Source organism: Phycicoccus ginsengisoli, from assembly GCF_054779295.1.
Genome location: NZ_BAAGYN010000006.1, coordinates 257,877 through 277,287, shown reverse-complemented (window position 1 = coordinate 277,287; position 19,411 = coordinate 257,877). Strand labels below are relative to the sequence as shown.

The following is a 19,411-nucleotide window of genomic DNA, read 5'->3' as shown; positions in this document are numbered from 1 at the left end:
GTCAGGAAATTCCGTGCCCCTTCGCGTGCTCGTCGCCGACGACCATCCGCAGATGCTGGCCGCCCTCGTGCACGTCCTCGAGTCCGACGGCCGGTTCACGGTGGTGGCCCGCGCCTCCGACGGCGAGGAGGCCCTCCGCCTGGCCTCCGAGCTCGACCTCGACCTCGCCCTGCTCGACGTGCGGATGCCGGGCGGCGGGGCGGCCGCCGTCGCGGCCATCGCGGCCCTGCCGGGCGCCCCGGCCGTCGTGGCGGTGTCGGCCGAGGTCACGGGAAGCACGGTGGCCGCGATCGTCCGCGCTGGCGCGGTGGGCTACCTGGCCAAGGGACAGATCGGGGAGTTCCTGACCGACCTGCTCGTGCGCTGTGCCGCTGGTGAGGTCGTGCTCGCGACGGGGACTGCCGCCGGGGCGCTGCGGGTCCTCACGCGGGGCTGAGCCGGCGGGTCGCCTGCCCTGCGGGTCTCGTGTCCCGTGGCTCGCCTGCGGTGCGGTCGCGTGGACTGCGGGTGGGTCTGCTGCACGGTCCCCTGGGCTGCGGGCCGCCTCCCCCCTCTGCCACCCGTGGTCAGTTCGGTGTGCGCCCGACCATCGCGCCTACGATGAGGGCGCGGCCACCGCGGGCCGGCACCTGGAGGGGGCGCGCATGGCAGAGGGCGAGTGGCTCACGACCGATGACGGGGTCGACGTCGGGCCCCAGATCATCTTCGGGATGGATGCGACCGGGCGGTGCACCCTCTCGGTCGGGCCCGGGCTGGCGGCGATCGGTCTCGGCCCCAACGAGCTGCTCGGCCAGAACTTCTTCGACGTCTACCGGGACGACCCGCTGGCGACCGAGGCCGTCACCAGGGCGCTGGCGGGCGAGCGGTTCTCCGGGGAGCGCGAGTTCCGGGGCCGGCGGCTCGCCATGCACTTCGAACCACTCTTCGACGACGACAGCAGGCTCACGGGCGCGGCCGGCGTCACCACGGACGTCACCGACCAGCGGGCCCGCGAGGCAGCCGCTGCGGCTGACCGCCGCCGCATCGAGGACCTGGCGTCCGACCTCAGCAGGTTCAAGGCCCTCGTCGAGGCGTCCCCGGACTTCATCGCCATCGCCTCGCTCGACGGCACGGTCGAGTACGTCAACCCGGGCGGCAGGGCCCTCATCGGCATGCCGGCCGACGCCGACGTGCGCCGGACGACGATCGCCGACTACCTGACCCCGGAGGGACTGGTGGCCTCGGTCGAGGTCGAGCAGCCCGCCGTGGTCCGCGACGGGCACTGGGCCGGCCAGACGACCCTGAAGCGCTGGGGCGTCGACGACGCCATCCCCGTGGTGGTCGCCAGCTTCCTCATGCGCGACATCGCGACCGGCGAGCCGTTCGCCCTCGCCACCGTGCAGCGAGACATCAGCGAGCGGGTCGCGTCCGAGGCGGCGCTGCGCGAGCTCGTGGACCAGCGGTCGGCCCTGCTCGGCCGGCTCGTCGACGCCCAGGACGCCGAACGGGCGCGCATCGCCGCCGACGTGCACGACGACCCGGTCCAGGCGTGCGCCGCGGTCGACCTGAGGCTCGGACTGCTGCGCCGCCGGTTGCGGGAGCAGGCGCCGTCGCTGTTGCCCGAGCTCGACGGGCTCCAGGAGTCGGTCACCGGGGCCACCGCACGGCTCCGGGCGCTCCTGTTCGACCTGGAGCCGCCGGACCTGCACGAGGGCGTCACCCCGGCACTGGCACGGGCGGCCGAGGAGGTCTTCGAGGGGACCGACGTCGTCCGCCGGGTCGACGGCACGGCGGAACCGGACATGCCCGAGTCCACCCGCGCCGTGGCCTACCGGATCGTCAAGGAGGCCCTGGTCAACGCGTTCAAGCACGCGAAGGCCTCCCACGTCGAGGTCGTGGTCTCGGGTGTCGACGGCGGGCTGCGGGTCCTCGTGCGGGACGACGGCGTCGGCCCCGGGGAGGGCGTCGAGTCCTCGGCGCCCGGCCACCGGGGTGTCTCGGGTATGCGTGACCGCGCCACCCTGGCCGGTGGCTGGTGCACCGTCGAGCCGCGGCCCGGTGGCGGCACCTGCGTGACGCTCTGGCTCCCCGGTCCGCACTGATCCCCATGCACTAGGCGAATTGCGGCGGCGGCACCGGGTGCCGGCCCTGCCCCGCGGGAGAGGGTAGGCGTACGCCGACCGGTCCACGTCCCCTGAGGGCCGGTCGGCGCTCCACGCCGGGCGATCCCGCCGACGCCTGCGCGTCCCGAGCACCGGCCGGTCCAGGCATACCCCCCCTCCTCCAGGACCGGTCGGTGCTCGACTCGTTCCAGCGCCGGGTCGTGGACGCCCCGTCACCACCGGTCGTACGCGCCCCGTCACCGCCGGTCGTGCGCGCCGCCTCCAGGATGGGACGCCGCCTGCCGGACGGGGCCACAGCCTGCTGGACGGGACCGCCTACCGGACGGGGCCACAGCCGGCTGGACGGGGCCGCCTACCGGACGGGGCCGCCTACCGGACGGGGACGCCGGCCCGGACCAGGCCGTACGTGACGCCGTCGACGAGGGCCTGCCAGGACGCCTCGATGATGTTGCCCGCGACGCCGATGGTCTCCCACGAGGTGGAGCCGTCGGACGTCTCGATGAGCACCCGGGTGACCGCGTCGGTGCCGTGCGCGGCGTCGAGGATGCGGACGCGGAAGTCGATGAGCTCGAGCTTGTCCAGCTCGGGGTAGGCCGGGACCAGCGCCTGCCGCAGCGCGTGGTCGAGCGCGTTGACGGGGCCGTTGCCCTCCCCCGTCGCGACGACGCGCTGGCCGCCCGCGACCACCTTCACCGTCGCCTCCGAGAGGGCGTCCTCGGCACCGCGCGCGTCGGTGATGACCCGCCACGACTCGACGTCGAAGAAGTCGTGGGTGGCACCCTCGACCTCGCGGCGCAGCAGCAGCTCGAAGGACGCGTCGGCCGCGTCGAAGGTGTAGCCGCGCAGCTCGAGCTCCTTGACGGTCGCGAGGACGCGGGCGAGCAGCTCCGGGTCGCCCGACAGGTCGTAGCCCAGCTCTCGGCCCTTGAGCTCGATCGAGGCGCGACCGGCCATGTCGGACACCAGCATCCTCATGTCGTTGCCGACGTGCTGGGGGTCGGTGTGCTGGTACAGGTCGGGGTCGACCTTGATCGCGCTCGCGTGCAGGCCGGCCTTGTGCGCGAACGCGCTGGCGCCGACGTAGGGCTGGCGGGAGTACGGCGGGACGTTCGTGATCTCACTGATGGAGTGGGCGATCCGGGTCGCCTCGCGCAGCCGCTGCGGCTCGAGCAGGGGCAGGCCGCGCTTGATCTGCAGGTTGCTCACGACGGTGAGCAGGTCGGCGTTGCCGGTGCGCTCGCCGTACCCGTTGATCGTGCCCTGCACGTGGCTGGCACCCGCCTCGACCGCCGCCATCGAGTTGGCCACCGCGCAGCCGGTGTCGTTGTGGCAGTGGATGCCGACCCGCCCCGCCGTCGACGACACCGTGTCGCCCACGACGTCGGCCACCTGCCCGGGCAGCATGCCGCCGTTGGTGTCACAGAGCGCCACGACCTCCGCTCCCGCCTCGAGCGCGGTCCGCACGACCTCGAGCGCGTAGGCACGGTCCGCGGCATACCCGTCGAAGAAGTGCTCCGCGTCGAGGAACACGCGCCGGCCCTCGCCGGTGAGGAAGGAGACGGTGTCGCGCACCATGGCGAGGTTCTCCGCCAGGGTAGTGCGCAGCGCGGACTCGACATGGCGCACGTGCGACTTGGCCACGAGGGTGACCACCGGCGCCTCGGAGTCGAGCAGGGCGCGGACCAGTGGGTCGTCGGCAGCGACGCCGCCGGCCCGCCGGGTCGCGCCGAACGCCGCGAGGGTGGCGTTGCGCAGCTGCAGCTCGGTGCGGGCGCGGGCGAAGAACTCCGTGTCCTTGGGGTTCGCACCCGGCCAGCCCCCCTCGATGAAGCCGACGCCCAGCTCGTCGAGGTGCGCCGCGATGGCGAGCTTGTCGGCGACGGAGAGGTTGAGTCCCTCCTGCTGCGCGCCGTCGCGCAGGGTCGTGTCGTAGACGTGCAGGTCGCTCATCGTGGGTCCTCGGGGCCGTTCTCGCGGTCGGGCCGCCGCGTGGCGGTCCGTGTCCTCGTCCTGGGGGTGATTGTCCTCGTCGTCGCGCCCGACGCCCGGCGTGGGGTGGGCCGGGTCGTCGCCACAAACAGACCGTGCTTCACAAACAGAAAGACCCCCCGGGTGCGGGAGGTCTGCGCGACGGGAGAGATCTCGTCGCGCTAGTCGATAATCACCATGGCGGTGGCCACGTGCCAGGACGTCATGGGCCCATCGTGACAGCCCCGTCCGGCCACTGGTACCCCGCGTCCGGATGGTGGGCGCCGGGTCGCCAGTCTCGTCCGCCCCCCTGCGAATGTTGGCCCAAGATTCGCAGGGCGGGTGAAGGTTCGCCAGCAGCGCGAATCTTGGGCCACGATTCGGGACAGGGTCAGGCAGACCGCACGGCCGCCCGCGAACGCGCCTGACGCAGAAGCAGGGCCAGCCGGCCCGGCGTGTGCAGGTCGGCCCACGTGAGCCGGACGACCTCGTACCCGGCCGCACGCAGCCGGTCCTCACGATGCTTCTCCGCCGCCAGGGCGTGTCGACCCTCCTGCCCCTCGTACTTCACGAGGCCGTCGAACTCGAGCACGATCCGACCCTCGACGAGGAAGTCGACCCGGCCGATGAAGCCGCGCGAGTCGCCCACGTCGACCTGGGTCCTGAAGCGCACCCCCAGCCCCACCAGCGACATCCTCGTCAGGCTCTCGCCGGGTGACTCCGACGAGGCGTCGACGAGCTGCAGGAGCCGTGCCGCCTTCGACCTGCCTCGGACTCCGAGCGCCAGGCGGCTGGTGGCGGCCGACAGCCCTGCGAGGTCGACGAGGCCCGCGTGCGTCGCCGCGTCAGCAGCGACGACTCCGGCCCTGAGACCGTGGCGGACCGCCGTCATCACCACGGCACTCGCCGTGGAGATGCACTTGACCCCGCCGACCACCAGGGTCTGCTCACCCTCGGGCAGCGGGTGTGTCACCACGTTGCCGTTGCGGAACTCGCGCTTGACCCCGGCGCAGACGTCGAAGCGGTCGAGGTCGAGGTCGAGCAGGGGGAGACCTGCGACGGCCAGGGCCGCGTAGTGCGAGGCCCACCCCGGCTCACCCCTGGACAGCAGCACGGCCCTGGACTTCACGGCATACAGCTGCTCGGGCGTCAGCACGAGAACCGCGTCGGCGCACACGAAGGCCTCTCGCCTCACCCGCAGCAGCACGTCCTCGCGCACGAGCCGGTAGAGCTCGAGGTCGTCGACGCCGAACCGGTGCGCCTGGACCGAGCTGAACGCTCCGGACTGCGAGGCCGCGAGGTCGGCGAGTGCGGGCTCCATCGTTGGCATGGACCCAGCGTGGCAGCCGCCCGCGCGGAGATGGGAAGCATCGTCGGGGCTGTGGACAACGCCGAGCCCGGACGTGCCCCGGCAATGTTGGGCAAAGATTCGGCCGCGGGACGGGGCGGGCGGGTCGGGCGGGTCGGACCGGACGGGTCAGACCAGGCGGGTCAGCCAGCCGTGGGTGTCCTCGGCCCGGCCGTACTGGATGTCGAGCAGCCGCGTGCGGATGGTCCCGGTGACCTCGCCGATGTCGGAGCCGTCACGGCGGTGGTCGCACGAGCCGCCGTCCCAGCGCATCTCGCCCACCGGCGTGATGACCGCGGCCGTCCCGCACGCGAAGATCTCGGCGATCTCGCCCGAGGCGGCGCCGTCCTTCCACTCCTGGATCGGCACCCGGCGCTCCTCGACCGTCAGCCCGAGCTCCTTGCCGAGCTCGAGCACCGACGAGCGCGTCACCCCTTCGAGGATCGACCCGGTGAGCTCGGGCGTGACGAGCCGGTTGTCGCGGGTCACGAAGAACAGGTTCATGCCGCCGAGCTCCTCGACGTAGGTGTGCGTCGAGGAGTCGAGGAAGACCGCCTGGTCGCACCCGTGCTCGATGCCCTCGAGCTGGCCCGCGAGCGAGGAGGCGTAGTTGCCCCCGCACTTGGCCGCGCCGGTGCCGCCCTCCCCCGCCCGGGCGTAGTGCTCGGACAACCACAGCGTGACCGGCTTGATGCCGCCGCTGAAGTACGCGCCGGCGGGCGAGGCGATGACCGAGTAGGTCACCTCCGCGGCCGGCCGCACGCCCAGGAACGCTTCCGAGGCATACATGAACGGCCGCAGGTACAGGCTCTTCTCGCCGCCGTCGTACGCCGGGACCCACGCCTGGTCCACCTCGACCAGCGCCCGCAGGGAGGCGAGGAAGTCGTCCTCGGGCAGCTGCGGCAGCGCCATCCGGGTGGAGCTGCGCAGCATCCGCTGGGCGTTGGCCTCCGGGCGGAAGGTCCAGATGGAGCCGTCCTCGTGCCGGTAGGCCTTCATGCCCTCGAAGATCTCCTGGGCGTAGTGCAGGACCGCCGCCGAGGGCATGAGCGTGATGGGCCCGTATGCCGTGACCCGGCCGTCGTGCCAGCCCTCGTCACGCGTCCACGTGGCCGTGACCATGTGGTCGGTGAAGGTCGTGCCGAACCCCGGGTTCGCCAGTACGGCCTCGCGCTCCGCGTCCGGCCGCGGGTCGGTGCGGCGGGTGACCTCGAAGGTCAGCGGGGCGGCGGTCTGGCTCATGGAGTCCTCCTGCGACGGTGCGGGTTCTCCTGCCGAGGTTACCTGCCCGGCCGGGCGCGTCGGGCAGGAGAGGCGGGCGCCGCCGGGGACCTAGAGCCGGGCGGCGACCGCGTCGCCGACCTCGGTGGTGCTGCGTACGGCCGAGCCCCGCTGGGCCAGGTCCGCGGCCACGGCGGCCTCGACCCGGGCGGCCTCCTCGGGGCGGCCGAGGTGCTCGAGCAGCATGGCCACGGAGAGGATCGTCGCCGTCGGGTCGGCCTTGCCCTGGCCGGCGATGTCGGGGGCCGACCCGTGCACCGGCTCGAACATGCTCGGCGCGGTGCGGTCGGGGTTGATGTTGCCACTGGCGGCCAGGCCGATGCCCCCGGCGATCGCGGCGGCGATGTCGGTGATGATGTCGCCGAACAGGTTGTCGGTGACGATGACGTCGAACCGCCCCGGGTCGGTGGCCAGGAAGATCGTGGCCGCGTCGACGTGCTGGTAGGCCGTCTGGACGTCGGGGAACTCCGCCCCGACCTCCTCGACCGTCCGGCGCCACAGGTGCCCGGCGTGGGTGAGGACGTTGTGCTTGTGCACGAGCGTCAGGTGCTTGCGGGGGCGCGCCTGGGCGCGGGCGAAGGCGTCGCGCACGACCCGCTCGACGCCGAACCGGGTGTTGACGCTCACCTCGGTGGCGATCTCGTGGGGGGTGCCGGTACGCAGCGACCCGCCGTTGCCGGTGTACGGCCCCTCGGTGCCCTCCCGGACGACGACGAAGTCGATGCCGTCGGGGGCGACGCGCTCGACGGCGAGCGGGCTCTGGACGCCCGGGTAGAGCTTGGCCGGCCGCAGGTTGACGTAGTGCTCGAGCGCGAACCGCAGCGGCAGCAGGACGCCCCGCTCGAGGACGCCGCTCGGGACCGTCGGGTCGCCGATCGCGCCGAGCAGGATCGCGTCGTGGCCGCGAAGCTCCTCCAGCACCGAGTCGGGCAGCGTCTCGCCGGTGGCGTGCCAGCGGCGGGCGCCGAGGTCGTACTCGGTCGTGTGGAACTTGGTGCCGCTGCCGGCGGTGACCGCCTCGAGGACCTTCAGCCCCTCCGCGACGACCTCGGGGCCGATGCCGTCGCCGCCGATCACGGCCAGGGCGACGGTGTCGGACGAGGGGCTCGTGGCGGGATGGGAGGTCATGGGAACCAGCCTAGGGATCGTCTTGCCATACGAAATGTCTGTCTCAGATGACGAACGGCCCCGGATCGCGGGGATCGGGGCCGTTCGTCTGGCGCGGCTCGCTGGCCGGCATCGGGTGGGTCTCAGTCGTCCGAGTGACCCTGCTCGCGCAGGTCCATCGACTCCTGCAGTGCCTGACGCGCCTTCTGTGCCTCTTCGCTCATCACGATCTCTTCCTTCACGGATTCCCCTGTGTGGGAACAGGGTTCGGGTCTTGGGGTTCGGGGGGCCATCCCTGGGTTCCAGGGGGCCGCTGTCAGCCGGGCACGGCGGGATCTCCGCGGCGAGCTGGCTGACTACCGGAACTCGCCGCGGCTGCTAAGAATTACGAGCTGCCACGCCATGCTTCGAGATTACGTGGACGTCCAACTATCCGGAACCCGTTTCCCACAGCCTGAGACGGCCCTTCCCTTCGCGAGCACGACCGTCCCTCCCCCGCAGGACCGCAGCCAGTGCTCACCGGAGCACCCCGCCAAGCACGGATGCCGTGTGGCCCCCGGTCGGGGCCACACGGCATCCGGGCGGAGCAGTGTCGCGTCAGTCGGCCAGGTCGACGACGGTGACCTCGGCGCCCACCTCGGAGGCGATGGCGTCCAGGACGTCACCGGGGACCTTGGTGTCGACGGTGAGGGTCACCAGGGCCGACCCGCCCTGCTCCTTGCGCGCCACCTGCATGCTGGCGATGTTGACCTGCGCGTCACCGAGGAGGCGGCCCACCGTGCCGATGACACCGGGGCGGTCGACGTAGGTGAAGAAGGCGAGGTGGTCGGCAAGGGCGACCTCGAGGTCGAACCCGTTGACCCCCACGATCTTCTCGGTCAGGCGCGGGCCCGTGAGCGTGCCCGCGACCGACACGGTCGACCCGTCGGCGAGGGTGCCTCGCAGCGTGGTGACGTTGCGGAAGTCGCTGCTCACGGGGTCGGTGCGCAGGCGCACCTCGCAGCCCCGCTGCTCGGCGAGCAGGGGTGCGTTGACGTAGGTCACCGGGTCCTCGGTGACGTCGGCGAACAGGCCCTTGAGCGCGGCGAGCTTCCAGATCGACACGTCGTGCTCGGTGATCTCGCCCTGGACGTCGACGTCGAGCTGCACCGGCACGGAGCCGGCCAGCCCGGTGAAGATGCGACCGAGCTTCTCGACGAGGGCGATGCCGGGCCGGACCTCCTCGGGGACGGCACCGCCGTCGACGTTGACCGCGTCGGGGACGAGATCGCCGCCGAGGGCCAGTCGGACCGACTTGGCCACGGCCACGCCGGCCTTCTCCTGGGCCTCGTCGGTCGAGGCGCCGAGGTGCGGCGTCACGACGACGGACTCGAACTCGAAGAGCGGGCTCTCGGTCGTCGGCTCGGTGGCGAACACGTCGATCCCGGCCCCGGCCACCCGGCCCTCGCGCAGCGCCTCGGCGAGGGCCTCCTCGTCGACGATCCCGCCGCGGGCCGCGTTGATGACCCGCACGCTGGGCTTGACCTTGGTGAGCGCCTCCTTGCCGATGAGGCCGAGGGTCTCGGGGCTCTTGGGCAGGTGCACGGTGATGAAGTCGGACTGCTCGAGCAGCTCGTCGAGGCTCACGAGCTGGGCACCCAGTTGGCCGGCGCGCTGCGCGGAGACGTACGGGTCGTAGGCCAGGATCTCCATCCCGAAGCCGCGCAGGCGCTCGGCCACGAGCTGGCCGATGCGGCCGAAGCCCACCACGCCGACCTTCTTGTCGAGGAGCTCGACGCCGGAGTACTTGCTGCGCTTCCACGCGCCGGCCTTGAGGGCCTGGTTGGCGGGGGCGATGTTGCGGGCCGTCGACAGCAGCAGGCCGACCGCGAGCTCCGCAGCCGAGGTGATGTTGGAGGTGGGCGCGTTGACCACCATGACGCCGGCGCGGGTGGCGGCCGGGACGTCGACGTTGTCCAGACCCACGCCCGCGCGCGCGATGACCTTGAGGTTCCTCGCGGCGGCGATGGCCTCGGCGTCCATCTTCGTGGCGGAGCGGATGAGGACGGCGTCGGCGTCGGCGAGCGCGGGCAGCAGGGCCTCGCGGGAGGCGCCGTCGACGTGGCGGATCTCGAAGTCGGGCCCGAGGGCGTCGATGGTGGCGGGGGACAGCTCCTCGGCAATGAGGACGATCGGCTTGCTCACGTGGGTTCCTTCGAGGTTCCGGGGGTGGCTGACGGTGTCTCGGCACCACGCTGTGCCCGCCGACAGCATAGGCGCGCTCTCACCATGTGGATGCGGTCGCTCGACATCTGGAACACACATCACATCCCGGGGCGCGGCGTCCCGCGGCACACGGCCAGCCGTCGACGAGCTCCCTCGCGGCGCCCACCCTGGGTGCCGCCTCTTCCCCACTCGCTCTCCCCGCCCCGACCCCCGCAAGACAACGGTTGCTCGACTTCCCGCGGAATGTCATCCCGAGGGTCGTCGAGCAACCGTTGTCTTGCGAGAAGTCCCGTCAGCGGGCCGCGGAGCCCTCGACGTAGTCGGTGTCGGTGTCCTTCACCCAGGCCATGAGCTTGCGCAGCTCGCGGCCGGTGGCCTCGATCGGGTGCTGGGCACCCTTCTCGCGCAGGGCCTTGAACTCCGGGCCGCCGGCGTCCTGGTCGTCGATGAACCGCTGGGCGAACGCGCCGCTCTTGATGTCGGCGAGCACCGCCTTCATGTTCTCCTTGACGTGCTCGTCGATGACGCGCGGGCCCGACACGTAGTCGCCGTACTCCGCGGTGTCCGACACCGACCAGCGCTGCTTGGCGATGCCGCCCTCGACCATGAGGTCCACGATCAGCTTGAGCTCGTGCAGGCACTCGAAGTACGCGACCTCGGGCTGGTACCCGGCCTCGACCAGGGTCTCGAAGCCGTACATGATCAGCTGGCTCGCGCCACCGCAGAGCACCGACTGCTCACCGAACAGATCGGTCTCGGTCTCCTCGGTGAACGTGGTCCGGATGCCGCCGGCACGCAGGCCGCCGATCGCCTTGGCGTAGGACTTGGCGAGGTCCCAGGCCGCGCCGCTGGCGTCCTGCTCGACCGCTAGGAGCACCGGCACGCCACGCCCGTCGACGAACTCGCGGCGCACGAGGTGGCCCGGCCCCTTGGGGGCGACCATGACGACGTCGGAGCCGGCCTCGGGCTTGATGTAGCCGAACCGGATGTTGAAGCCGTGGCCGAACAGCAGGGCCGCGCCCTCCTTGAGGTTGGGCTGGATGTCGTTCGCGTACACGGTCCGCTGCACCTGGTCCGGCGTGAGGATGACGACGAGGTCGGCCTCCTTCACGGCGTCGGCCACGGACTTCACGGTGAGGCCCTCGTTCTCGGCCTTCGCCCGGCTCTTGCTGCCCTCGGCGAGGCCGACGGTGACGTCGACGCCCGAGTCGCGCAGGTTGAGCGCGTGGGCGTGGCCCTGGCTGCCATAGCCGATGACGGCCACCTTCTTGCCCTGGACCACACTCAGGTCAGCGTCGTCGTCGTAGAACATCTCGGCCACGGTGGCCAACTCCTTCGGTTGCGGGTTTCGTTCCGGTTCTTGGTGTTTCGTGGGTGGGTTCAGTGGTGGGTATGCCGCGTGCCCGGCGGGGACCCGGGGCTCAGGCCGAGCGCAGCGCCCGGTCGGTGATCGAGCGCGAGCCGCGCCCGATGGCGACCATGCCGGACTGCACGAGCTCCTTGACGCCGAACGGTTCGAGGACCTCGAGGAACGCGGCGAGCTTGTCGCGGTTGCCGGTGACCTCGATCGTGAGCGTGTCGCTGGCGACGTCGACGACCTTGGCCCGGAACAGCTGCACCGTCTCCAGGACGTGGCTGCGGCTGTTCAGGTCGGTGCGCACCTTGACCAGCAGGATCTCGCGCTGGACCGAGGCGTTGGGCTCGAGCTCGACGACTTTGAGCACCTCGACCAGCTTGTTGAGCTGCTTGGTCACCTGCTCCAGCGGCAGGTCCTCGACGTCGACGACGACCGTCATCCGCGAGATCTCGGCGTGCTCGGTCGGGCCCACGGCGAGGGAGTCGATGTTGAACCCGCGCCGGGAGAACAGCGCCGCGATGCGGGCGAGCACGCCGGGCTTGTTCTCGACCAGGACCGAGAGGGTGTGCTTGCTCATGCTCGGTTCGCCTCCTCCTGCGCTGCAGCCTGCTCGGCCGCGACCTGGTCGGCCACGGCCTCCTCGGCCGTCGTGTCGTCCTCGCGGTCCCACTGCGGCGCGGTGTCCTTGGCCACCTGGATGGCGTCGTTGCTCACGCCGGCGGGCACCATCGGCCAGACCATGGCGTCCCGGTGGACGACGAAGTCGACGACGACCGGGACGTCGTTGATCTCCATCGCCTTGGCGATGGTCGCGTCGATGTCCTCGGGTCGCTCGCAGCGCAGGCCGACGCAGCCGTACGCCTCGGCCAGCTTGACGAAGTCGGGCACCCGGCGGCCGACCGAGGTGTGCAGGTCGGTGTTGGAGTAGCGCTGGTTGTAGAACAGCGACTGCCACTGCCGGACCATGCCGAGGCTGCTGTTGTTGATGACCGCGACCTTGATCGGGATGTTGTTGATGACACAGGTCGCGAGCTCCTGGTTGGTCATCTGGAAGCAGCCGTCGCCGTCGATCGCCCAGACCGTGCGCTCGGGCTCGGCGACCTTGGCGCCCATGGCGGCGGGCACGGCATACCCCATGGTCCCGAGGCCACCACTGTTGAGCCACGCGTTCGGGCGCTCGTACTGCACGAACTGCGCCGCCCACATCTGGTGCTGGCCCACGCCGGCGACGTAGGTCGCCTCGGGCCCGGCGATGGCGCCGATCCGCTCGATGACCTGCTGCGGCGCGACGGTCTGCTCGCCCTCGGGGGTGGTGTAGCCGAGCGGGAAGGTCGACTTCCAGCCGGCGGTCTGCTCGCGCCACGCGGTGTAGTCGCCGGCCCTGCCGGCCTCGTGGTCGGCGGTCACGGCGGCGGTGAGCTCGGTCAGCACCTCGAGCACGTCGCCGACGATCGGGACGTCGGCGACCCGGTTCTTGGAGATCTCGGCCGGGTCGATGTCGGCGTGGATGACCTTGGCCTCGGGCGCGAAGGTGGACAGGAGCCCCGTGACCCGGTCGTCGAACCGCGCGCCCAGGGTGATGAGCAGGTCGGACTTCTGCAGGGCGGTCACCGCGGCGACCGAGCCGTGCATGCCCGGCATGCCGAGGTGCAGCGGGTGGCTGTCGGGGACGGTGCCGCGGGCCATGAGCGTGGTGACGACGGGGATCTGCGTCAGCTCGACGAACGCCCGCAGCTCCTCCGAGGCGTGACCGCGCACCACGCCGCCACCGACGTAGAGCACCGGCCGGCTGGCCTCGGCGATGAGCCGGGCGGCCTCGCGGATCTGCTTGTTGTGCGGCCGGGCCACGGGCCGGTACCCCGGCAGCTCGAACTTCGGCGGCCAGGAGAAGACGGTCCGCGCCTGCAGGGCGTCCTTGGAGATGTCGACGAGGACCGGGCCGGGACGCCCGGTCGAGGCGATGTGGAAGGCCTCGGCCACGACCCGCGGGATCTCGGCCGCGTCGGTGACGAGGTAGTTGTGCTTGGTGATCGGCATGGTGATGCCGCGGATGTCGGCCTCCTGGAAGGCGTCCGTGCCGATGGCTGCGGAGCTGACCTGGCCGGTGATCGCCACCATGGGCACCGAGTCCATGTAGGCGTCGGCGATGGCCGTGACGAGGTTGGTCGCCCCCGGCCCGGAGGTCGCCATGCAGACGCCGACCCTGCCGGTGGCGCTGGCGTAGCCCTCGGCCGCGTGGCCGGCGCCCTGCTCGTGGCGGACCAGGATGTGGCGCACCTTGGTCGAGTCGAGCAGCGGGTCGTAGGCAGGGAGGATCGCGCCGCCCGGGATGCCGAAGACGGTGTCGACGCCCACGGCCTCGAGCGCGAGCACGAGGCTCTGCGCCCCGGTCACCTGGGTGGGGGTCTTGGCGCGGGCCTGCTGCGCCACCTGGCTCGGGCTGGGCGCCGGCGCCTGGGCCGGTCTCGCGTCGCTCACGTCTGTCTCACTGCTTTCGCTTCTCGCTGGGTCTGGCCACACCGTGTCGATTCACAAAAAATGCCCCCCAGTCCCGTGGCGGGGACGACGGAGGGCAGCGCGCCGGCTCTTCGGGGAAGGGCCTGCGCGCTAGGGAAGTACGAGAACTCGTGCCACACGAGCACTCTCCCGCCGCGCCCCCGGTGTGTCAATGCGCGAGACACCGAGTACCACCATGCGGACGTGTCGTCTCAGTCACAGGACCAGGCACGCCCGCCCCTCTCCTCAGCCGCAGACCGCTCCCCCGCTCGCCGAGCCCACGAGCTTGCGGTACTTCGCGAGCACGCCGCGGGTGTACTTGGGCTCGGGGTGGGTGACGCCCTCGGCGCGCCGGCGGGCCAGCTCGTCCTCGTCGACCACCAGGTCGAGCGTGGCGTTCGCGACGTCGAGCCGGATCCGGTCGCCGTCGCGGACGAAGGCGATCGGACCCTCGTCGACCGCCTCCGGCGCGACGTGCCCGACGCACAGTCCGGTCGTGCCGCCGGAGAACCGGCCGTCGGTGAGCAGGAGCACGTCCTTGCCGAGGCCGGCTCCCTTGATCGCGCCGGTCACCGCGAGCATCTCGCGCATGCCGGGGCCGCCCTTGGGCCCCTCGTAGCGGATCACGACGACGTCGTTCGGCTTCAGCAAGCCCGACTCGACGGCGTCCATGGCCGCACGCTCGCCGTCGAAGACGCGGGCCGTGCCCTCGAAGACCTCGTCGTCGAAGCCGGCGGTCTTGACGACCGCACCCTCCGGTGCGAGCGACCCGGTGAGGATGGTGAGGCCGCCGGTCTTGTGGATCGGCTGCGCCATGTCGCGGATGACGCGTCCGTCGATGTGCGGCGGGGCGAGCTCCTCGAGGTTCTCGGCCATGGTCTTGCCGGTGACCGTCAGGCAGTCGCCGTGCAGCAGGTCGGCGTCGAGCAGCGTCTTGAGCACCACCGGGATGCCGCCGATGTGGTCGATGTCCTTCATGACGAAGCTGCCGAACGGCTTCACGTCGGCCAGGTGCGGGACCTTGCGGCCGATGCGCTGGAAGTCGCCGATCGTCAGGTCCACCTCGGCCTCGTGGGCGATCGCCAGCAGGTGCAGCACCGCGTTGGTCGAGCCGCCGAACGCCATGACGACCGCGATGGCGTTCTCGAACGCCTCCTTGGTCATGATGTCGCGGGCCGTGATGCCGCGGCGGAGCAGGTTGACGACGGCCTCACCCGACTTGCGGGCGTAGGCGTCGCGGCGCCGGTCGGTCGCCGGCGGCGCCGCCGAGCCGGGGAGCGACATGCCGATCGCCTCACCGACGGTGGCCATGGTGTTGGCGGTGTACATGCCGCCGCAGGCGCCCTCGCCCGGGCAGATGGCGCGCTCGATGGCGTCGACGTCCTCGCGCGACATCTTGCCGGCCGCGCAGGCCCCGACCGCCTCGAAGGCGTCGATGATCGTGACCTCCTTCTCGGTGCCGTCCGAGAGCTTGGCCACGCCGGGCAGGATCGACCCGGCGTACAGGAAGACGGAGGCGAGGTCGAGCCGTGCCGCCGCCATGAGCATGCCCGGCAGCGACTTGTCGCAGCCGGCGAGCATGACCGAGCCGTCGAGCCGCTCGGCGTTCATGACCGTCTCGACCGAGTCGGCGATGATCTCCCGGCTGACGAGCGAGAAGTGCATGCCCTCGTGGCCCATCGAGATGCCGTCGGAGACGGAGATCGTGCCGAACTCCAGCGGGAACCCGCCGCCGGCGTGCACCCCGTCCTTGACCGCCTTGGCGAGCCGGTCGAGGGAGAGGTTGCAGGGGGTGATCTCGTTCCACGACGACGCGACGCCTATCTGGGGCTTGGCGAAGTCGTCGTCGCCCATCCCCACCGCCCGGAGCATCCCCCGCGCCGCGGTCTTCTCCAGGCCGTCGGTGACGTCGCGGCTGCGCGGCTTGATGTCGACGCCGTCAGGGGTGCGGTGCTCGGGGGTCGTCATGGCCGAAGTCTAGGACCGCCGTCCACGAGGTGGGACGCGGGTCTCACGGTCCAGACGGCCACGCTCCACGCGCCGCTCACCCCCGTGCCGTGTGGCAGCGCTCGAGCCGGGCCAGCCCGGTGTCGAGGCGCTCCCAGGCACCGGCGTAGCGCAGCACCGCGACCGTCGAGGTGGGGAAGCCCTCGGCCAGGCACTCGTGCGCGAGCGAGGAGCCGTCGCCCTCCGAGAGCGAGCTCGCCAGCACCGCCATGGTCGGGTTGTGCCCGACGACGAGGACCACCTGCGCGTCACCGCCGAGCTCGCGCACCGTCTGCAGCACTTCGCGGGCCCCACCGTCGTAGAGGGTCGAGTCGAACTGCACCGTCTCGCCGCAGGCGCCGCCGCTCTGGGCCGCCTCCCAGGTCTGGCGCGTGCGGGTGGTCGGCGAGCACAGCACCAGCTCCGCGCCGAGCTCGTGCTCGTGCAGCCAGCGCCCGGCGGCTCGGGCGTCGCGGCGGCCGCGCCCGGTCAGCTCCCGCTCGTGGTCCGGCTTGCCGAGCACCTGCTCCGCCTTGGCGTGCCGCAGCAGGAGCAGCACCTTGTCGTCGGCGGCGGTGGTCATACCTCGAGGATGGCCCCGTTCGGGGACGCCTGCCACCGCACGCCCGCGGCGCGGCCGTGGCCGGCTCCGCGCGGCGTGGACGCGACCCGCTGGCGGCAGCGCACCGGCGGTGGTGGCACGTCGTCCGGACGGCCGGCACCCCCGGTGGCCACGCGCCGCTGACCTGTGCGTATGCCGGGAGCGCGGGTCAGATCGCCAGCTCCGGCTTGACCCGCAGCGCCGTCCACGTGCCCGCGCGGCGCGCGGCGACGGTGGAGACGAGGAACGCCGCGACGAGGTAGGCGGCGAGCACCCCGAGGTCGACGGCGAGGTGGTCGAGCGACCCCCCGTACATGAGCCGTCGTATGCCGTCGACGGCATACGACATGGGCAGCACGTGGTGCAGCGGGTGCAGCGGGCCGGGCAGCGTCTGCCACGGGAAGGTGCCCCCCGCGCTGACGAGCTGGAGCACCATGAAGACCAGGCCGAGGAACTTGCCCGGCGCCCCCAACCGGGCCGCGAGCGCGTGCAGCACCATGACGAAGGTCAGCGACACCGCGGCCATGAAGGCGATGAGCAGCAGCGGGTACTGGGCCCCGATGCCCACCCCCCGCACCACGACGGCATACACGAGGACGGACTGGACCACGCCGAGGACTGCCGGCGCGAGCCAGCCACCGAGCGCCGTCCGCCAGCTCGGCTGGCCGGCCGCGAGGGCGCGGGCGGACAGCGGCTTGACGAGCAGGAAGAGCACGTAGCCGCCGATCCACAGGGCGAGGCTGAGGAAAAACGGCGCGAGCCCCGCGCCATAGCTCGCCGCGGACGCCAGCGAGCTGCCCTCGACGCCGACGGGGTTGCCGAGCGTCTGGGCCACGGCCTTGCGTGCCTCGGGGCTGGGGTCGGGGATGGACCGCAGCCCCTCGCGCAGGCCGTCGCGGAGCTTCGTGGCGCCCTGCTGGAGCCGGTCGAGGGCGGTGGCCAGGTCGCCGGCGCCGGAGTCGAGCTTCGTCGCGCCGTCGAGGGCGGCCCGCTGGCCGGTGGCCAGGTCCGACGCACCCGAGGCCAGGGCACGGTTGCCGGCGGCGAGGTCGTTCGCCCCGGCCGCGAGGCGCGCGCTGCCACTGTCGGCCTGGGCGATGCCCGCGTGGAGCGGGCCCGAAGCGGCAGCCAGCCGGTCGGCGCCGGCGGCCACCTGGGCGGCCCCGGTGGAGAGCTGGTCCAGCTGCGTCGACGCCGTCTGTACCTGGCCGTCGGCACTGGTGACGGGGCCGCTGAGCTGCCGCGCCGCGTCGAGGACCTGCTGCACCTGGGTGTCGGTGAAGCCCGCGGCACGCAGCGTGTCGGCGAGGTCCCCCTGGTTGGTCGTCACGTCGGCGACGAAGGCGCTCGAGGCGCTCGCGACCTGCCGCCCCGCAGCCGCCACCTTCGCGTTGCCGTCCGCGACCTGGTGAGCGCCGTCCGCGAGGCGGCGCGTGTCGGCGGGGAGGGCCGCGGTGCGCTGGTCGAGCGTCTGCAGGCCCGAGTGCAGGTCGCCCGCGCCGGAGGCGAGCCGGTCGGCGCCGGCCGCGGCCTTCGACGCACCCTGGGACAGCTGGTCGGTGCCGTCGACGAGCTTCTTCTCCCCCGCGACGAGTCGGTCGGCGCCGTCGGCCAGCCGGTGCGCGCCGTCGTCGGCCTGCGAGATCCCGTCGGCGAGCTTCCCGGCGCCGCCGGCAGCATCCTCGACCTTGCCGTGGATCGTCGTGAACCCGGTGAGCAGCTGGTTGGCGGCGGTGGAGCTCACCTCGGAGGCCACCGACTTCGTCACCTGGGCGACGACCTGGTTGGCAATGGTGCGAGCCAGGTAGCCGTTGGCGTCGTTGGTCTCCAGCCGCAGCTCGGCCTGACGCGGGGTGAAGTCGGCGCTCGAGGCCAGGGCTGAGGAGAAGTCGGCAGGTACCACCAGCGCGAAGTCGTAGCGGCCGTCGGACACGCCGTCGTGGGCCTGCTGCCGGTCGACACGGTGCCAGTCGAAGCTGTGCGAGCGCACGAGCTCGTCGGCCACCTGGCTGCCGACGGCCAGCCGCTCGCCGTTGGCCAGCGTCGTGCCGGAGTCCTCGACCACCACGGCCGCCGGGACGTGCTCGAGGCCGCCGTAGGGGTCCTTGTTCGCGTAGAGGTAGAGGCCGCCGTAGAGCGTGGGCACGAGGAGCATCGCCAGGAGGGCGGCCCGGGGCAGGCGCCCCGCGGTGAGCCGGCGCAGCTCGGTCAGGGCGAGTCGGACGGCGGTCACGCGACCACCTCCGCAGCGGGGGACTGCGGCGCAAGGCCGGGCTCCCCGGCGGGGGCCCTGCCCCCGGTCTCCACCAGGTCGCGGGTCGCCCCGAGCTCGTGGCGGACCGGTTGGCCCAGCGCCCGGACGGTCGCGTGGCTGCACTGCACGACCACGGTGAGGCCGTCGTCGGCATACCGGTGCACCGCAGACCACCACTCCTCCGGCCGGCCACCCAGCCGGTCGGGGGCCGTGAGGACGAGCACGCGGGTGAGCGCGCGGCGCGCGGCGACGTCGAGCAGCAGCCGGGTGCGGGCACCGGGGGCGAGTGCCTCGAACCGCTCCCGGGCCAGGTCCTGCAGACCGTGCGCGGCGAGCAGCGCCCCGGTGGCCGCGCGGCTCGACGGCAGCCCGGCAAGCGCCAGCTGCTCGGCCACGGCGGCGCGCACGGTGACCGCGTCCTCGGGGGCGCTCACGTCCGGCACGTCGACGAGGGCGACGTGCCGGCGCAGGGCGGCGGCGGCGGGGTCCCCGTCGAGCGTGACCGAGCCACCGGCGAGCCGGATGCGCCCGGCCAGGGCGAGGGCGAGGGCCACGTGACCCGGGCCGGGGTCGCCGGCCACCAGCTCGACGCGGCGCGGTGAGGCGTGCAGCGTGGTCGGCAGCAGCAGCGGGCCGTGCAGCCCGGCGACCTCGACGCGGTCGGCGAGGAGCTCCATGTCTGTCCTTCTCCGGCCGCCGGGGGCCC

15 protein-coding genes are annotated in these 19,411 nt (G+C 72.4%); 2 read left to right on the top strand and 13 right to left on the bottom strand.

Annotated elements, in window-relative coordinates; all coding sequences use genetic code 11:
- Nucleotides 1–13 precede the first annotated feature (13 nt).
- The gene (locus ACYVDO_RS12440; RefSeq protein ID WP_460936288.1) at nt 14–436 is read left to right on the top strand and encodes a response regulator; all 423 of its coding nucleotides are present in this window, start codon (nt 14–16) and stop codon (nt 434–436) included.
- A 208-nt stretch (nt 437–644) separates the two neighbouring features.
- Nucleotides 645–2,081 carry a PAS domain-containing sensor histidine kinase gene (locus tag ACYVDO_RS12435; protein WP_460936286.1) on the top strand — a complete coding sequence of 479 codons (1,437 nt, stop codon included), beginning with the start codon at nt 645–647 and terminating at the stop codon, nt 2,079–2,081.
- 390 nt (nt 2,082–2,471) lie between these two features.
- On the opposite strand, the gene cimA is transcribed toward ACYVDO_RS12435, so the two are convergent.
- The 13 genes from cimA to ACYVDO_RS12370 all read right to left on the bottom strand — a co-directional run bounded on the left by cimA (nt 2,472) and on the right by ACYVDO_RS12370 (nt 19,382).
- A complete protein-coding gene (gene cimA, locus ACYVDO_RS12430) occupies nt 2,472–4,052 on the bottom strand; it encodes a citramalate synthase (protein WP_460936284.1) in 1,581 nt (526 codons plus the stop codon).
- Nucleotides 4,053–4,461: 409 nt separating this feature from the next.
- Complete coding sequence (locus ACYVDO_RS12425; RefSeq protein WP_460936282.1) at nt 4,462–5,400, bottom strand: type IV toxin-antitoxin system AbiEi family antitoxin domain-containing protein; 939 nt, start codon at nt 5,398–5,400, stop codon at nt 4,462–4,464.
- A gap of 147 nt (nt 5,401–5,547) precedes the next feature.
- On the bottom strand, nt 5,548–6,660 hold the full coding sequence (locus ACYVDO_RS12420; protein WP_460936280.1) for a branched-chain amino acid aminotransferase: 1,113 nt from the start codon (nt 6,658–6,660) through the stop codon (nt 5,548–5,550).
- A gap of 90 nt (nt 6,661–6,750) precedes the next feature.
- A complete protein-coding gene (locus tag ACYVDO_RS12415) occupies nt 6,751–7,827 on the bottom strand; it encodes a 3-isopropylmalate dehydrogenase (RefSeq protein ID WP_460936278.1) in 1,077 nt (358 codons plus the stop codon).
- Between the two features lie 122 nt (nt 7,828–7,949).
- The gene (locus tag ACYVDO_RS12410; protein WP_460936276.1) at nt 7,950–8,048 is read right to left on the bottom strand and encodes a 3-isopropylmalate dehydrogenase; all 99 of its coding nucleotides are present in this window, start codon (nt 8,046–8,048) and stop codon (nt 7,950–7,952) included.
- Between the two features lie 355 nt (nt 8,049–8,403).
- Complete coding sequence (gene serA / locus ACYVDO_RS12405; RefSeq protein ID WP_460936274.1) at nt 8,404–9,990, bottom strand: phosphoglycerate dehydrogenase; 1,587 nt, start codon at nt 9,988–9,990, stop codon at nt 8,404–8,406.
- A 313-nt stretch (nt 9,991–10,303) separates the two neighbouring features.
- Nucleotides 10,304–11,332 (bottom strand): ketol-acid reductoisomerase, encoded by a 1,029-nt coding sequence (gene ilvC, locus ACYVDO_RS12400; RefSeq protein ID WP_460936273.1) that lies wholly within the window; start codon nt 11,330–11,332, stop codon nt 10,304–10,306.
- Nucleotides 11,333–11,432: 100 nt separating this feature from the next.
- The gene (ilvN, locus tag ACYVDO_RS12395) at nt 11,433–11,945 is read right to left on the bottom strand and encodes an acetolactate synthase small subunit (protein WP_310155145.1); all 513 of its coding nucleotides are present in this window, start codon (nt 11,943–11,945) and stop codon (nt 11,433–11,435) included.
- Nucleotides 11,942–13,846, bottom strand: coding sequence for an acetolactate synthase large subunit (locus tag ACYVDO_RS12390; protein ID WP_460936270.1), 1,905 nt, complete (start codon nt 13,844–13,846; stop codon nt 11,942–11,944). The genes ilvN and ACYVDO_RS12390 overlap by 4 nt, the downstream gene beginning before the upstream one ends.
- Nucleotides 13,847–14,110: 264 nt before the next feature.
- Nucleotides 14,111–15,832: a dihydroxy-acid dehydratase gene (gene ilvD, locus ACYVDO_RS12385; RefSeq protein WP_460936267.1), complete on the bottom strand. Its 1,722-nt coding sequence runs from the start codon at nt 15,830–15,832 to the stop codon at nt 14,111–14,113.
- 76 nt (nt 15,833–15,908) lie between these two features.
- Complete coding sequence (locus tag ACYVDO_RS12380) at nt 15,909–16,433, bottom strand: SixA phosphatase family protein (RefSeq protein WP_460936265.1); 525 nt, start codon at nt 16,431–16,433, stop codon at nt 15,909–15,911.
- Nucleotides 16,434–16,620: 187 nt separating this feature from the next.
- Nucleotides 16,621–18,684: a YhgE/Pip family protein gene (locus ACYVDO_RS12375; protein ID WP_460936263.1), complete on the bottom strand. Its 2,064-nt coding sequence runs from the start codon at nt 18,682–18,684 to the stop codon at nt 16,621–16,623.
- The gene (locus tag ACYVDO_RS12370) at nt 18,681–19,382 is read right to left on the bottom strand and encodes a hypothetical protein (RefSeq protein ID WP_460936261.1); all 702 of its coding nucleotides are present in this window, start codon (nt 19,380–19,382) and stop codon (nt 18,681–18,683) included. The genes ACYVDO_RS12375 and ACYVDO_RS12370 overlap by 4 nt, the downstream gene beginning before the upstream one ends.
- Between the last annotated feature and the right edge of the window lie 29 nt (nt 19,383–19,411).